The 15,674-nt window shown below is 69.1% G+C and carries 13 protein-coding genes; all 13 read right to left on the bottom strand.

Annotated elements, in window-relative coordinates:
• Positions 1–233: 233 nt before the first annotated feature.
• A complete protein-coding gene (gene nuoN / locus L3Q67_RS08125) occupies positions 234–1,802 on the bottom strand; it encodes an NADH-quinone oxidoreductase subunit N (protein ID WP_499188936.1) in 1,569 nt (522 codons plus the stop codon).
• Positions 1,802–3,352, bottom strand: coding sequence for a complex I subunit 4 family protein (locus L3Q67_RS08130; protein WP_499188937.1), 1,551 nt, complete (start codon positions 3,350–3,352; stop codon positions 1,802–1,804). The genes nuoN and L3Q67_RS08130 overlap by 1 nt, the downstream gene beginning before the upstream one ends.
• Positions 3,349–5,244, bottom strand: coding sequence for an NADH-quinone oxidoreductase subunit L (gene nuoL / locus L3Q67_RS08135; RefSeq protein ID WP_499188938.1), 1,896 nt, complete (start codon positions 5,242–5,244; stop codon positions 3,349–3,351). The genes L3Q67_RS08130 and nuoL overlap by 4 nt, the downstream gene beginning before the upstream one ends.
• Positions 5,245–5,311: 67 nt before the next feature.
• On the bottom strand, positions 5,312–5,611 hold the full coding sequence (nuoK, locus tag L3Q67_RS08140) for an NADH-quinone oxidoreductase subunit NuoK (RefSeq protein ID WP_113695753.1): 300 nt from the start codon (positions 5,609–5,611) through the stop codon (positions 5,312–5,314).
• Positions 5,608–6,492: an NADH-quinone oxidoreductase subunit J gene (locus L3Q67_RS08145; protein ID WP_499188939.1), complete on the bottom strand. Its 885-nt coding sequence runs from the start codon at positions 6,490–6,492 to the stop codon at positions 5,608–5,610. The genes nuoK and L3Q67_RS08145 overlap by 4 nt, the downstream gene beginning before the upstream one ends.
• The gene (gene nuoI, locus L3Q67_RS08150; protein ID WP_499188940.1) at positions 6,489–7,016 is read right to left on the bottom strand and encodes a NuoI/complex I 23 kDa subunit family protein; all 528 of its coding nucleotides are present in this window, start codon (positions 7,014–7,016) and stop codon (positions 6,489–6,491) included. Before nuoI ends, L3Q67_RS08145 begins: the two co-directional genes overlap by 4 nt.
• The gene (gene nuoH, locus L3Q67_RS08155; protein ID WP_499188941.1) at positions 7,003–8,334 is read right to left on the bottom strand and encodes a complex I subunit 1/NuoH family protein; all 1,332 of its coding nucleotides are present in this window, start codon (positions 8,332–8,334) and stop codon (positions 7,003–7,005) included. The genes nuoI and nuoH overlap by 14 nt, the downstream gene beginning before the upstream one ends.
• On the bottom strand, positions 8,331–10,793 hold the full coding sequence (locus L3Q67_RS08160; protein ID WP_499188942.1) for an NADH-quinone oxidoreductase subunit G: 2,463 nt from the start codon (positions 10,791–10,793) through the stop codon (positions 8,331–8,333). The genes nuoH and L3Q67_RS08160 overlap by 4 nt, the downstream gene beginning before the upstream one ends.
• Positions 10,790–12,082 carry a complex I 51 kDa subunit family protein gene (gene nuoF, locus L3Q67_RS08165; protein WP_499188943.1) on the bottom strand — a complete coding sequence of 431 codons (1,293 nt, stop codon included), beginning with the start codon at positions 12,080–12,082 and terminating at the stop codon, positions 10,790–10,792. The genes L3Q67_RS08160 and nuoF overlap by 4 nt, the downstream gene beginning before the upstream one ends.
• Positions 12,083–12,091: 9 nt before the next feature.
• Positions 12,092–12,952: an NADH-quinone oxidoreductase subunit NuoE family protein gene (gene nuoE / locus L3Q67_RS08170; RefSeq protein WP_499188944.1), complete on the bottom strand. Its 861-nt coding sequence runs from the start codon at positions 12,950–12,952 to the stop codon at positions 12,092–12,094.
• Positions 12,949–14,358, bottom strand: a complete 1,410-nt coding sequence (locus L3Q67_RS08175) for an NADH-quinone oxidoreductase subunit D (protein ID WP_499188945.1) — start codon at positions 14,356–14,358, stop codon at positions 12,949–12,951. Before L3Q67_RS08175 ends, nuoE begins: the two co-directional genes overlap by 4 nt.
• Positions 14,355–15,113, bottom strand: a complete 759-nt coding sequence (locus L3Q67_RS08180; protein ID WP_499188946.1) for an NADH-quinone oxidoreductase subunit C — start codon at positions 15,111–15,113, stop codon at positions 14,355–14,357. The genes L3Q67_RS08175 and L3Q67_RS08180 overlap by 4 nt, the downstream gene beginning before the upstream one ends.
• A gap of 5 nt (positions 15,114–15,118) precedes the next feature.
• Entirely contained in the window at positions 15,119–15,667 is a 549-nt protein-coding gene (locus L3Q67_RS08185; protein WP_209663877.1) for a NuoB/complex I 20 kDa subunit family protein, read from the bottom strand.
• Between the last annotated feature and the right edge of the window lie 7 nt (positions 15,668–15,674).

Raw genomic sequence — 15,674 nt, forward strand, 5'->3', positions numbered from 1 at the left:
GCCGGTCGATCGCTCTGCGCGGGGGCGAGCGGCACCCCGAAACGCGCAACCCTGAGTGCGGATTTCGGCTGCACGAACGTGGAATCCGGCCATCCGAGTGAGGAACTCGGCTGTCTGAACGTGGGATTCGGCTGCCTGAGTGTGGAGTTCGGCGTGGTGGTGAGGGCGAATGCTGTGAGTGGGGCATTACTTGCGTTCAATGCAAGTAATGCCCCACTCATAGCATGGGAGGGTCAGGAGGCGAAGCCGCCGGCGCCTGCCCAGTTGAGGGCGAAGGCGGGCAGGATGCCGAGTACCAGGGTGACGATGACGCCGAGCGTGATGGCCACCGTGGTGAAGGTGCCCGGCACGGTCACCGTGGGGCCCTCCGAGGACGGCTCCGAGAAGTACATCAGCACGACCACGCGCAGGTAGAAGAACGCCGCCACGGCGCTGGCCACCAGCGCGATGACCACCAGCGGGGCCATGCCGTCGGTCAGCGCCGCCTCGAAGACGACGAACTTGCCGATGAAGCCGCTGGTCAGCGGGATACCCGCCAAGGCGAGCAGCAGGAAGGTGAACACCCCGGCCACCAACGGCGACCGCTTCGCCAGGCCCGCCCACGCGGACAGGTGCGTGGCCTCCCCGTTCGAGTCGCGCACCAGGCTGACCACGCCGAACGCCGCCAGCGTGGTGAACCCGTAGGCCAGCAGGTAGAACAGCGTGCCCGACAGGCCCTGCTCGGTCATCGCGATCGCGCCCACCAGCAGGAAGCCGGCGTGCGCGACGGACGAGTAGGCGATCATGCGCTTGACGTCGGTCTGCGTGAGGCCGAGCACCGCGCCCAGCACCATCGACGCGATCGCGACGCCCCACAGCACGCCGCGCCATTCCCAGCTGGTCGACTCGAAGCCGACGGTCAGCACGCGCAGGATGCCGCCGAACGCGGCGACCTTGGTGCACGCCGCCATGAACGCGGTGATCGGGGTCGGCGCGCCCTGGTAGACGTCCGGGGTCCAGGTGTGGAACGGGCCGACCGAGCCCTTGAACAGCAGGCCGACCATGAGCAGCCCGAGCCCGGCGAACAGCAGCGTGTCCGAGCGGTTGGTGCCCGCGGTGGCGTTCGCGATGTCGGCCAGCTTCACCGAGTTCGCGTAGCCGTAGAGCAGCGCCAGGCCGTACAGGAAGAACGCGCTGGAGAAGGCACCCAGCAGGAAGTACTTGACCGCCGCCTCCTGCGAGATGAGGCGGCGACGGCGGGCCAGGCCGCACATCAGGTACAGCGGCAGCGACAGCACCTCGAGCGCGATGAACATGGTGAGCAGGTCGTTCGCCGCGGTGAAGACCATCATGCCGCCGAGCGCGAACAGCGTCAGCGGGAAGACCTCGGTCTGCATGCCGGTGGAGCCGACCTGCGCGCGGTCCTGGAAGGTGCCCGGCCGGATCGCCGCCTGCGCGACGAAGGCGCCGCCCGGCTCGACCGAGCGGTCCCCGATCAGCAGCACCGCGCCGACCGCCAGCGCCAGCAGCGTGCCCCAGAGGAACAGCGCCGGCTTGTCCACCGACAGCGCCCCGCTCAGCGTGGTCAGCCCGCGCGCGGGTGAATCGCTGACGTAGATCACCAGGAAGAGACCGGCGAACACGATCGCGACCAGCGACAACGAAACCTGCGCGAACCACCGCTGGTGCTTGGGCCAGAACGCCTCGACGAGCACGCCGAGGCAGGCCGCCCCGAGAATGATCAGGATCGGCAGGATCGCCATGTAGTCGATCGCCGGGGCGGTGATCTTGCCCGGATCCTGGGCCAGGAATACCTCGAGCATCAGTTGCCTTCCTGCACGGCGGACATCGTGGCTTCCACCGAAGGAGTAATCGTGTCCAGGACCGGCTTCGGGTAGAAGCCCAGCCCGATGATCAGCACCACCATCGGCGCGAGCACGCCGATCTCCACTTTGGACAGGTCGCGAATGGACTTCTTCGCCCCCAGCTCCGGCGCGATCGCCGTGCCCGGGCCTCCACCGGCACCGACCAGCGCGTCACCGCGCACCGGCCCCTGGAAGATCCGCTGGTACAGCCAGAGCACGTAGGCCGCGGCGAGCACCAGGCCCAGCGTGGCCACGATGGTGAACACCGGGCGGGTCTCGAACGAGCCCAGCAGCACCAGGAACTCGCTGATGAACGAGTTCGTCCCCGGCAGGGACAAAGTGGACAGTCCGGCGATGAAGAACAGCCCGCCCAGCACCGGGGTCACCTTGGCCATGCCACCGTAGTCGGCGATCCTGGTGGACCCGCCGCGGGCGATCACCATGCCGATCACCAGGATCAGCATGCCGGTGGCGAGGCTGTGGTTGAGCATGTACGACACCGAGCCGACCTGCGCCTGCGTGGTGAAGGCGAAGATGCCCAGCGCGATGAAGCCGAAGTGCGCGATGGACACGTAGGCGATGAACCGCTTCATGTCCGACTGCCCGGCGGCCAGCATCGAGCCGTAGACCACACCGGCCACCGCGAGGGTGAGCACCAGTGGCGCGAGCGCCTGGCTGGCGTCGGGGAACATCGGGATGCAGTAGCGCAGGAACCCGAAGGTGCCGACCTTGTCCAGCACGCCGACCAGCAGCACGGCCACGCCGATCGGCGCCTGCCCGGCCGCGTCCGGCAGCCAGGTGTGCAGCGGCACCAGCGGCGCCTTGATCGCGAAGGCCAGGAAGAAGCCGAGGAACAGCCAGATCTGCGTGCCGGTCGGGGCGTCGCGCACCACCGAGACCAGGGTGGCCCAGTCGAAGGTGCCCTGGCCCAGTTCGTCCGACGCCATCGAGTAGGCGCCGATCGCCGAGGCCAGCATGATCAGGCCGCCGAGGAAGGAGTACAGGAAGAACTTGACCGCCGCGTACTGCCGGTTCGGCCCGCCGTAGCCGCCGATCAAGAAGTACATCGGGATCAGCATGATCTCGAACAGCACGTAGAACAGGAACACGTCGGTGGCCGCGAAGACCGCGATGGTCAGCGACTGCTGCACCAGGATCAGCGCGAAGTACCCACCGGCGGTGCGGCCCTTGGGCAGCTTGTCGATGGCCGAGGTGCCGCCGATGATCAGCGGCACCAGCAGCGCGATCACCGCGATCATCACCAGCGCGATGCCGTCCATGCCGAAGGAGATGTGGATGCCGAAGTTCGGGATCCAGTCCATCGAGGACGCCTGCTGGATGCGCTCGCCGCGGGGTTCGTAACCGAGCCACAGCGGGATGATCAGCAGCAGTTCGACCACCGAGACACCCAGCGCGGTGAGCGTGGCGACCCGGTCGTTCGAGCGCAGCGCGGTCACCGCGATGGCGCCGGCCAGCGGCAGCAGGATGAGGACTAGCAACAGGGTCATGAGAACCTCACCAGCAGGAGCGCGGCGATGACGACGAACGAGCCGCCGAGCATGGACAGCGCGTAGGAGCGGACGAACCCGGTCTGCAGCCGGCGCAGGCGGCCGGAGCCACCGCCCAGGCTCGCGGCCAGGCCGTTGACCGCGCCGTCCACGCCCCGGTTGTCCAGGAACACGGCGAACCGGGTGAGCCAGATGCCCGGGCGGGCGACCAGCGTCTCGTTCAGCGCGTTGCCGTACAGGTCCTTGCGGGCCGCGCGGACCGGGAAGGAGACCCGCTCCGGCCGCTCGACCGGGGTGTCACGGCGGAAGATCAGGTAGGCGGCCAGCGCGCCGAGCACGGACAGGCCGACCACCAGGAACGGGATGAGGCTGTGCGGCAGCACGGTGTGCTCGGCCTCCCGCAGCTCACCCAGCGACGGCGTCAGCCATTTGACCATCGAGTCGCCCAGAGTGAACAGGCCGCCCGCGGCCACCGAGCCGACCGCCAGGATGATCATCGGGATGGTCATCACCGGTGGGGACTCGTGCGGGCGGAACTCGCGTCCGTCGCTGGACTTGATGTCCTTCCAGCGTTCCTTGCCGAAGAAGGTGAGCATCATCAGGCGGGTCATGTAGAACGCGGTGAGCCCGGCGCCGAGCAGCGCGGCACCGCCCATCACCCAGCCGCGCCAGCCGGGCTGGCCGAACGCCGCCTCGATGATCGCGTCCTTGGTGAAGAAGCCCGACAGCGGCGGGATGCCGATCAGCGCCAGGTAGCCGAGGCCGAAGGTGAGGTAGGTGATCTTCATGTGCTTGCGCAGCCCGCCGAACTTGCGCATGTCGACCTCGTCGTTCATGGCGTGCATGACCGACCCGGCCCCGAGGAACAGCCCGGCCTTGAAGAAGCCGTGCGCGACCAGGTGCATGATGCCCAGCGCGTACGCGGCGGGCCCGAGGCCGACCGCCAGCATCATGTAGCCGATCTGGCTGACCGTGGAGTACGCCAGCACCTTCTTGATGTCGTCGTAGGCGCAGCCGATGATGCACCCGATCAGCAGCGTCACCGCGCCGACCAGCGTGACGACCAGGCGGCCGTCCTCGGTGGCGTTGAAGATGTCCCGCGAGCGGGCGATCAGGTAGACGCCCGCGGTGACCATGGTCGCGGCGTGGATGAGGGCGGAGACCGGGGTCGGGCCTTCCATCGCGTCCGGGAGCCAGGCCTGGAGCGGGAACTGGCCGGACTTACCGCAGGCACCCAGGAGCAGCAGGATCGCGATCGCGGTGACCACGCCCGGCGGCATCTGGCCCACCGCGGCGAAGACCTCGGCGTACCCGGTGCTGCCGACGTACTTGAACATCAGGAAGATCGCCAGCGCCAGCCCGACGTCACCGACGCGGTTCATCAGGAACGCCTTCTTCGCCGCGGTGGCCGCGGACGGGCGGTCCTGGTACCAGCCGATGAGCAGGTACGAGGCCAGGCCGACACCCTCCCAGCCGAGGTACAGCGTGACGAAGCTGTTGCCCAGCACCAGGATCAGCATCGAAGCGACGAACAGGTTCAGGTAGCCGAAGAACCGACGCCTGCCGCGGTCGTCGTGCATGTAGCCGACCGAGTAGAAGTGGATCAGCATGCCGACGCCGGTGATCAGCAGCACGAAGGTCATCGACAGCGGGTCCATCCGGAGCCCGAAGTCCACCTGCAGCTCGTTGACCGGGATCCACGAGAACAGCTTGACGTCGCTGTGCGTGTCGAAGCTGTTCGCGAAGAACAGGATCAGGCCGTACACGAAGGACAGTGCGACGGTGGCCGTACCGAGCAGGTGCCCCCATGCGTCGGTGCGCTTGCCCCCCACCAGCAGGATCAGCGCGCCGAGCGCCGGGAAGGCGACCAGCAGCCACGATGATGCGATCACACGAGATTCCTTTCAGCGGCGCGAAGCGCCTCCGTTGAGGGCGGGGGCGGGCGACGGGTGGGGTCCTTCAGTACTTCAGCAGGTTCGTGTCGTCGACCGAGGCCGACCTGCGGGTGCGGAAGATCGACATGATGATCGCCAGGCCGACCACCACTTCGGCGGCGGCCACGACCATCACGAAGAACGCCATCACCTGGCCGTCGAGGTTGCCGTTGATCCTGGCGAAGGTGACCAGCGTGAGGTTCACCGCGTTGAGCATCAGCTCGATGCACATGAACACCACGATCGCGTTGCGGCGCACCAGCACGCCGACCGCCCCGATGGAGAACAGCAGCGCGGAGAGCAGGAGGTAGTTCGTCGGCGTCATTTCGCTTCGCCTTCGTCCTTTTCTTCCTTGTCACCGGCGTCACCGGCGCCACCGACGAGTGCGTGCGCGTCCGGGCCCGGCTCGTCGCCGGCGACCCGCTTGCGCTCGCTCGCGAAGTGCGAGGCGGTGGTGGACTCGATGATCTCCGAGAGCGATTCCGGCGCCACCGAACCGTCCGGCAGCAGCGCGGGGGTGGCCACCGAGTTGGCGGTGGCGAACACACCCGGGCCGGGCAGCGGTGAAGGCCGCGCGTGCTCACCGCGGAACCGCGCGACGACCAGGTCCTTCTGCGACATCTTGCCGCCCTTGGCGTGCCGGTCGGAGAAGGCCAGCACCATCGCGCCCATCGCCGCGGTGATCAGCAGCGCCGAGGTCAGCTCGAACGGGAACAGGTACTCGGTGAAGATCTTGCGGCCGAGGCCGCCCGCCGCGCCGCCCTGCGGGGTGGCCGGGTCGAGCAGCGGCGCCGGGGTGACGTCGGCCAGCGACCGGGTCAGCGCGGCGGCGAACAGCCCGGCCATGCCGATGCCGAGCAGTGCCGCGGCGAGCCGCTGCCCGCGCAGCACCTCCACCACCGAGTCCGAGGAGTCGCGCCCGACCAGCATCAGCACGAACAGGAACAGCATCATGATCGCGCCGGTGTAGACGATGATCTGGGTGAAGCCCAGGAACGGCGCCTGCTGGACCATGTAGATCACGCCGAGCGAGAGCATGGTCAGCGCCAGCCACAGCGCGGAGTGCACGGCGTTGCGGGCGAAGATCATGCCGAGCGCGCCGGCCACCGCGAGCGGGGCCAGCACCCAGAAGGCGATGGTCTCCCCGGTGGTCACCGGCACCGCCTCCGGCAGCGGCGGCGCCTGCGCGAGCAGCGCGGTGATCATGACACTTCCCCCTGCTTGCGAGCCAGTTCGGGGCCGTTCACGTAGTAGTCCTGCTCGGTCTCGCCGAGCCGCATGGGGTGCGGCGGCTGCTCCATGCCGGGCAGCAGCGGGGCGAGCAGGTCCTCCTTGGTGTAGATCAGCCGCTGGCGGTCGTCGTCGGCCAGCTCGTAGAAGTTGATCATCGTCAGGGACCGGGTCGGGCAGGCCTCGACGCACAGCCCGCAGCCGATGCAGCGCAGGTAGTTGATCTGGTAGTCCGCGCCGTACCGCTCGCCGGGCGAGAAGCGGGCCTCGTCGGTGTTGTCACCGCCCTCGACGAAGATCGCGTCCGCCGGGCAGGCCCACGCGCACAGCTCGCAGCCGACGCACTTCTCCAGCCCGTCCGGGTGGCGGTTGAGCTGGTGCCGGCCGTGGTAGCGCGGCGCCGCGGGCGCCCCGGCCTCCGGGTACTCCTCGGTGGCCACCTTCTTGAACATCATCGAGAAGGTGACGCCGAAGCCTTTGACGGGATCAAATATCCCCATCGGTGTTCTCCCTTCCGGCCGAGACGGCGGCGGGTTGCTTCTTCGCCGTGCGCGCCCGTGCCTTGAGCGCTCGCTGGCGCGGGGTGGTCTCGGGGACCTTGAGGTCGAGCGGCGGCAGCGGGTAGTCGCTGCCGGTGACCGGCACGCTGTCGGCATCGCGGAGTTCCTTCTCCGGCACCATGAACGCGATCACCACGAGCACCAGCACCACCACCGCGCCGACCGCGATCCAGACGCCCAGCGGCACCTCGTCGGTGGTGCGGATGGCCCGGATGGTCGCGATCATCACGATCCACACCAGGTTCAGCGGGACGAGCACCTTCCAGCCCAGCCGCATGAACTGGTCGTAGCGGTACCGGGGCAGCGTGCCGCGCAGCCAGATGAAGCCGAACAGCAGCACGAACATCTTGGCCATGAACCAGATGATCGGCAGCCAGCCGCTGTTGAGCGCGTGGTCGGCGCCGACGAACGGGAAGAGCCAGCCGCCGAGGAACAACGTGGTGGCGAACGCCGAGACGATCACCATGTTCACGTACTCGGCGAGGAAGAACATGGCGAACTTCATCGAGCTGTACTCGGTGTGGAAACCGCCGACCAGCTCGGATTCGGCCTCCGGCAGGTCGAACGGCGCCCGGTTGGTTTCGCCGACCATGGAGATCAGGTAGATCACGAAGCTCGGGAACAGCAGGTAGAAGTACCAGCCCGAGGCCTGCGATGCGACGATGTCCGCGGTGGACATCGACTGCGCGTACAGGATCACGCCGACGATCGACAGGCCCATCGCGATCTCGTAGGAGATCACCTGCGCCGCCGAGCGCAGCCCGCCGAGCAGCGGGTACGGCGAGCCGGACGACCAGCCTGCCAGCACGATGCCGTACACGCCGATCGAGGAGCAGGCCAGGATCACCAGCACGCCGACCGGCAGGTCGACCAGCTGCAGCAGGGTCCGCTCACCGAAGATCGAAACCTCCGGGCCGAACGGGATCGCCGAGAGCCCGACCAGCGCGGGCACCGCGGAGAGCACCGGCGCCAGGAAGTAGACCTTGCGGTCGGCGGTGTCCGGGATGATCTGTTCCTTGAACGGCAGCTTGATCGCGTCCGCCAAGGACTGCAGGTATCCGCCGGGGCCGACGCGGTTGGGGCCGGGCCGGTTCTGCATCCGGCCGACCGCCTTGCGCTCCCAGACGATCAGGAAGATCGTCAGGATCGGGCCGATCAGCAGGATGACCACGGCCTTGATCAGCACCAGCCACCACGGGTCGTCCGCCAGGATCTCCGCGCGCGTCAGTTCCTGGGCTTGGGTCAGGAACGGGGTCACCGCTCACCTCCAGCGATCGAGACCACCGAGCCGTGCCCGGCCGCGAGTGCGACGCGGACCTGGGAGCCTTCGGAGTTGCCCGGCAGCCAGACCACGCCGTCGGGCAGGTCGGCGACCTCGACCGGCAGCGTGATGGCGCCGCGCTCGGTCGACACGGTCACCGTCTCCATGCCGTTCGCGGTGGCCGCGGACAGCCGGGCCACCACCGGTCGGGCGGTGCCCGCGAGGTGCGGTTCACCGTCCTGCAGCGAGCCCTTGTCCAGCAGCTGCCGCCAGGTCGCCAGCACCGCCTGTCCCGCGCCGGGCTTCGGCACGGCCGGGGCCGGGACCTCGGGTGCCGTGCCACCGCGCCTGGACGCCAGGCGGGCCAGGTCACCGGCCGCGGCGGCCGGGGTCTGGGTGAACAGGTCGGCGTCCATCTCGACCGCGAGCGTGTCCAGCACGCGGCAGTCGGACAGCGCGCCGGTGCCCTCGAGGGTCACCTTGAACTCGCGGCGGCGGCCCTCCCAGTTGAGGAAGGTGCCGGACTTCTCCACCGCCGGGGCGATCGGCAGCACCACGTCGGCGTGCTCGGTCACCTCACTCGCGCGCAGTTCCAGGCTGACCACGAAACCCGCGTTGGCCAGCGCGCGGCGGGCCAGGTCGGGATCGGGCAGGTCGGCGAGTTCGACACCACCGACGAGCAGGCCGTCCAGCTGACCGCCGGCGGCGGCCTGGAGGATGCCGGTCAGGTCGCGGCCGGGCTCGCCGGGCAGGCCGTCGACCCCCCACGACCGCGCCACCTCGATGCGGTCCTCGATGCTGGTCACCGACCGGCCGCCGGGCAGCAGGGTCGGCAGCGTGCCGACCTCGATCGCCCCGCGTTCGCCCGCGCGGCGCGGGATCCACGCCAGCCGGGCGCCGGTGCGGGCGGTCAGCCGCAGCAGCGCGGAGAACAGGCCGGGGACCTCGGCGGCACGCTCACCGACGAGCACCACCCCGCCCGCCGCCAGCGCCTCGTCGAGGTCCGGCGCGTGCTGGGCCAGCGCGTCCAGCGCGGCGGGCTCGCCGCCGGGCACGCAGGCGAGCAGCTCGCCGGAGGTCTTGCGCACCGAGGAGGTGGTCCACTGTCCCAAGTGGACGATCTTGGCGTTCTTCGTGCGGGCCGCCTTGCGCAGCCGCAGGAAGACGATCGGTGCCTCTTCCTCCGGCTCGAAGGCCACGCAGAGCACGGTCGGCGCGTTCTCGATGGCCGCGAAGGTCACGCCGGTCTCGGGCGTGGTGCCGACCACGTGCGCGGTGAGGAAGTCCAGTTCCTCGGCCGAGTGTGCTCGCGCGCGGTGGTCGATGTCGTTGGTGCGCAGGGCGATCCGGGCGAACTTCGAGTACGCGTAGGCGTCCTCGACGGTCAGCCTGCCGCCCGGCAGCACCGCCGCGCCCCGGCCGTCGCGGGCCTTGGCCAGGCCCTCGGCGGCCACGCGCAGCGCGTCGGTCCAGGAGGCTTCCTTCAGCTCACCGGTTCCCGCGTCACGCACCATCGGACGGCGAAGGCGGTCGTCGGCTCCGGCGTACCGGAAGGCGAACCGGCCCTTGTCGCAGATCCACTCTTCGTTGACCTGCGGGTCGTCCCCGGCGAGCTTGCGCATCACCTTGCCGCGCCGGAAGTCGGTGCGCTCGGCGCAGCCCGACGAGCAGTGCTCGCACACGCTCGGCGAGGACACCAGGTCGAACGGCCGCGACCGGAACCGGTAGGCCGCGCTGGTCAGCGCGCCCACCGGGCAGATCTGGATGGTGTTGCCGGAGAAGTAGCTCTGGAACGGCTGCCCGCTGGTCGTGCGCGAGGCCATGTCCAGCACGTCCGCGGTTTCCGCGGTGCCGATCTGCTGGTGCGCCCCGCGTTCGAGCAGCTCGATGAACGGGTCACCGGCGATCTGCGCGGAGAACCGGGTGCAGCGCTGGCAGAGCACGCAGCGCTCGCGGTCGAGCAGCACCTGGCTGGAGATCGGCAGCGGCTTCGGGAAGGTCCGCTTGGTGTCGACGAACCGCGAGTCCGCGCGGCCGTGCGCCAGCGCCTGGTTCTGCAGCGGGCACTCACCGCCCTTGTCGCAGACCGGGCAGTCCAGCGGGTGGTTGATCAGCAGCAGCTCCATCACGCCCTGCTGCGCCTTGTCCGCCACCGGCGAGGTCAGCTGGGTCTTGACCACCATGCCGTCGGCCACCGTCATCGTGCACGAGGCCTGCGGCTTCGGCATCGGGCGGCCGTTCATCTCCACCTCGACCAGGCACTGGCGGCAGGCGCCTGCCGGGTCGAGCAGCGGGTGGTCGCAGAAGCGCGGGATCACCGTGCCGAGCCGCTCCGCGGTGCGGATCAGCAACTCGCCCTTCGGCGCGATGACCTCTTCGCCGTCCATGATCAGTTTGACGTGGCCTTCGGGGACCGGGGTTTCCTCGGTCGAAGGCTTGTCGGGTGCGATGGTCATGCCTGCGCTCCCACCAGTTCGCGCTTGTTGCTCTCACACAGGGCCAGGAACTCGTCCCGGAAGTACTTGATGCCACTGGTGATCGGGCTGACAGCGCCGTCACCGAGCGCGCAGAAGGAGCGGCCGAGGATGTTGTCGCAGACGTCGAGCAGGGTGTCGATGTCCGCCTCGGTGCCCCGGCCATCGACCATGCGCTCGAGGATCTGCGCCAGCCAGTAGGTGCCCTCGCGGCACGGCGTGCACTTGCCGCACGACTCGTGCTCGTAGAACTGCGTCCACTTCATCACGGCCCACGGCACGGAAACCGTCTCGTTGAACACCATCACCGCGGTGGTGCCGAGCATCGAGCCCGCTTCCGCGGCGCCCTCGAAGTCCAGCGGGGTGTCCAGGTGCTCCGCGGTGAACATCGGCGTGGACGAGCCACCCGGGGTCCAGAACTTCAGCGGGATGCCGTCCTTCATGCCACCGGCCATGTCCAGCAGCTGGCGCAGCGTGGTGCCCAGCGGGCACTCGTACTGGCCGGGGTTGGTCACGTGGCCGGAGATCGAGTAGATCTTCGGGCCCGGCGACTTCTCGCTGCCCATCTTGCGGAACCAGTCGGCCCCGGCGTTGACGATGTAGGGCGCGCTGGCGATGGTCTCCACGTTGTTCACCGTGGTCGGCGCGGCGTAGAGGCCGGCGGCCGCGGGGAACGGCGGCTTGAGCCGCGGCTGGCCGCGACGGCCCTCCAGCGAGTCGAGCAGCGCGGTTTCCTCACCGCAGATGTAGGCACCCGCCCCGGCGTGCACGGTGATGTCGAGGTCGAACCCACTGCCGACGATGTCCTTGCCGAGGTACCCGGCTTCGTAGGCCTCGCGCACCGCCGCGTTGAGGCGGCGGATGCAGTGCAGCGCCTCACCGCGGACGTAGATGAAGCAGTGGTGCGAGCGCATCGCGTACGAGGCGATCACGCAGCCCTCGATCAGCGAGTGCGGGTCCGCCATCATCAGCGGGATGTCCTTGCAGGTACCCGGTTCGCCCTCGTCGGCGTTGATGACCAAATAATGTGGCTTGGCAGTGCGTCCATTGACGTCGGGCGGCATGAACGACCACTTGACCCCGGCCGGGAAACCCGCGCCGCCGCGGCCGCGCAGGCCCGCGTTCTTGATCAGGGTGACCAGCTGCTCCGGCGTACCGGCCAGCGCCTTGCGCAGCGCGGTGTAGCCCTCGAGGCGTTCGTAGGTGGCCAGCCGCCAGGATTCCGGCGAGAGCCAGCGCTTGGTGAGGACCGGGGTAATGGGGTCAGCCATCGGCTTGCCTCACTTCTTCTCTTCGACGGCGGGCAGCGGCACGTCATCCATCACCGGCGCGGTCCAGCCGCGCTCCTGCGCGACCTGGGCGCCCCGCAGCGTTTCCACGGCCTGCGACGGTCCGTCCACCTCGGCGCGGTAGGTCCGCTCGTCCTCCGGGAAGAACCCGGCGAGCTGCAGTTCCGCGCCCTTGAAGTCGCTCAGCGGGGCGCCGCGCGTCGGCGCGGGCTTCTTGCCCGCCCGCAGCGCGTCGACCAGTGCGACCGCCTTGTCGGTGGTCTGGTTGTCGAAGTACTCGTAGTTGACCTGGATGACCGGGCCGAGGTCGCAGGCGGCCAGGCATTCCGCGTGCTCGAGGGTGATCGAGCCGGGTTCGCCGGGCGTGCCCGCGGTTTCCTCGTGCCCCAGCGGTTCCTGCTCGGAACCGAGGTGCGTCTGCAGCTTGCGGTAGATGTCGTCCCCGCCGAGCGCCGCGCACAGCGTGTTCGTGCAGACGCTGACCAGGTGCTCACCGCACGGGCGGCGCTTGTACATGGTGTAGAAGGTCGCGACCGCGCTGACCTCGGCGTCGGAGAGGTCGAGCTGCCGCCCGCAGAAGGCGATGCCCTCCTGGGTGACGTAGCCCTGCACCGACTGCACCAGGTGCAGCATCGGCAGCAGCGCCGAGCGGCTCACCGGGTAGCGCGCGATGATCTGCTGCGCCTTCTCCACGATGTCCGGGCCGAAGGGGTCCTCCAGCACCGCGGTGTCCAAAATGGACCCACTGTCTCCAGGGGCGATCCCCCGCACGTCCACGTCACCGCCCGCGGCGACGTGCGTCTGGTCGGCGTAGTCGGGGCCCGGTTCCGGGCGTTCCGTCGAAGAGGTCATCGGTCCACTCCCCCCATCACGGGGTCGATCGACGCGATCGCCGCGATCACGTCCGCCACCAGGCCGCCCTCGGCCATCGCGGGCATCGCCTGCAGGTTCACGAAGCTTGGTTCCCTGATGTGCACGCGCATCGGGCGGGTACCCCCGTCGGAGACCAGGTGCGCGCCCAGCTCGCCGCGCGGGGACTCGACCGTCGCGTACGCCTGGCCCGCCGGCACCTTGAAGCCTTCGGTGACCAGCTTGAAGTGGTGGATCAGCGATTCCATCGACTGGCCCATGATCTTGCGGACGTGCTCGAGCGAGTTGCCGAGCCCGTCGCTGCCCAGCGACAGCTGCGCGGGCCAGGCCACCTTCTTGTCGTCGACCATCACCGGGCCGGGGCCCTCGTCGGCGAGCTTCTTCAGCGCCTGCTTGATGATCTTCAGGCTCTCGTGCATCTCCTGCACGCGGATCAGGTACCGGCCCCAGCAGTCCGCGTCGGTGGAGGTCGGCACGTCGAACTTGAACTCGTCGTAGCGCGAGTACGGCTCGGTCTTGCGCAGGTCCCACGGCAGACCGGCCGACCGCAGCACCGGCCCGGTCACGCCGAGCGCGAGGCAGGCGTCCACCGGCAGGAAACCGACGTCCTTGAGCCGGTTGCGCCAGATCGGCTGACCGGTGAACAGCTTGTCGTAGAGCGGGAGCCGTTCCTCCATCGTCTTGACGAAGGCGGACACCGCTTCCTGGTAGTCCTCCGGCATGTCCTGGGAGAGCCCGCCGGGCCGGATGAACGCGTGGTTCATCCGCAGGCCGGTCAGGTGCTCCAGCAGGTGCAGCACCTCTTCGCGCTCGCGGAAACCGAGCGTCATCGCCGTGGTGGCACCGAGTTCCATGCCGCCGGTGGCGATGTAGACCAGGTGCGAGCCGATGCGGTTGATCTCCATCAGCAGCACGCGCAGCAGTTCGGCGCGCGGCGGCGCCTTGATGCCGAGCAGCTTCTCCACCGCGAGGCAGTAGGCGGTCTCGGTGAACAGCGGGGCCAGATAGTCCATCCGCGTCACGAAGGTGACGCCCTGGGTCCAGTTCCGGTACTCGCAGTTCTTCTCGATCCCGGTGTGCAGGTAGCCGATGACCGAGCGGAGCTGGGTGACGGTCTCGCCCTCCATCTCCAGCACGAGCCGGAGCACGCCGTGCGTGGACGGGTGCTGCGGGCCCATGTTGATGACCATGCGGTCGTCGTGCTCGGCGTCGGAGAGCACGTCGTCCCAGTCACCGCCGGAAACGGTGTAGACCGGGCCTTCGGTGGTGCGGCGTTCCTGGGCGTACTGGTCCTGGCCCGGCGAGTTGTCCTGGGCGGCCGAGTCCGCGCCGCGCGGGGAGGTGTCGGTACCGGACTCGACGTCCGAGATCTTTTCGGTGCTGCTCACGAGTAAGACCTCCGCTGGTCCGGCGGCGGGATCTCCGCGCCCTTGTACTCCACGGGAATCCCGCCGAGCGGGTAGTCCTTGCGCTGGGGGTGGCCGTCCCAGTCGTCCGGCATCAGGATCCGGGTCAGCGCCGGGTGGCCGTCGTAGACGATGCCGAACATGTCGTAGGCCTCCCGCTCCTGCCAGTCGGCGGTCGGGTAGACCTCGACGATGGACGGGATGTGCGCGTCGTCGAGGTCCACCGCGACCTCCAGCCGGATGCGGCGGCGGAAGGTCATCGAGGTCAGGTGGTACACCGAGTGCAGCCGCTGCGGCACGTCCACGCCGTAGTCCACGCCGGAGACCGAGCTGCACAGCTCGAACCGCAGCCCGCCGTCGTTGCGCAGGGTCCGGCAGATCTCCACCAGGTGCTCGCGCGCCACGTAGTAGGTGATCTCGCCGCGGTCGACGGTCACCTGCTGGATGGCTTCGGCGGGCACGCGGTGGTCGGCCAGCGCGGCGAGGAACTCGTCGGTGAACTCGTCGAACCAGCCGCCGTAGGGGCGTTCGGCCGGGGCCGGCGAGTACGCCGGGAGCCGCAGGCCGCCGTAACCGGAGGTGTCCCCGGTGCCGGAGACGCCGAACATGCCCTTGCGCTCACGACCGGCGACCAGCGATTCGGCCGGGCGCGCGCCTTCGGGCCGCAGCTCCACCGAATCCGGGCGCTCGGCGCTCGATCGTTCTCCGCCGGTGACCGGCTTGGATTCCTCGGGCATCTGAGTCACTTCTTCGCGTACTTGATGGAGGACGGGATGAGCTCGGTGCGGGCACCGCTGGCCGCGCGCAGTTCGGCGCGCCGGGCGTTCAGCGGTTCGTCCTGGATCTTGGCGTGCAGCTTGAGGATCGCGTCGAGCAGCATCTCCGGCCGCGGCGGGCAGCCGGGCAGGTACATGTCCACCGGCACGATGTGGTCGACACCCTGGACCACCGCGTAGTTGTTGAACATGCCGCCGGAGGAGGCGCACACGCCCATCGCCAGCACCCAGCGCGGTTCGGCCATCTGGTCGTAGATCTGACGCAGCACCGGCGCCATCTTCTGCGTCACGCGGCCGGCCACGATCATCAGATCGGCCTGCCGCGGCGTGGCGCTGAAGCGCTCCATGCCGAAGCGCGCGATGTCGTAGCGCGAGCCGCCGACGGTCATCATCTCGATGGCGCAGCAGGCCAGGCCGAAGGTGGCGGGCCACAGCGAGTTCTTGCGGGCCCAGTTGACCAGGCCTTCCAGGCTGGCCAGCAGGATGCCGTTGGGGAGTTTCTCTTCGAGACCCATGCTTTGC

The sequence above is a fragment of the Saccharothrix sp. AJ9571 genome (genome assembly GCF_021725495.1).
Classification (GTDB): Bacteria; Actinomycetota; Actinomycetes; order Mycobacteriales; family Pseudonocardiaceae; genus Amycolatopsis; species Amycolatopsis magusensis.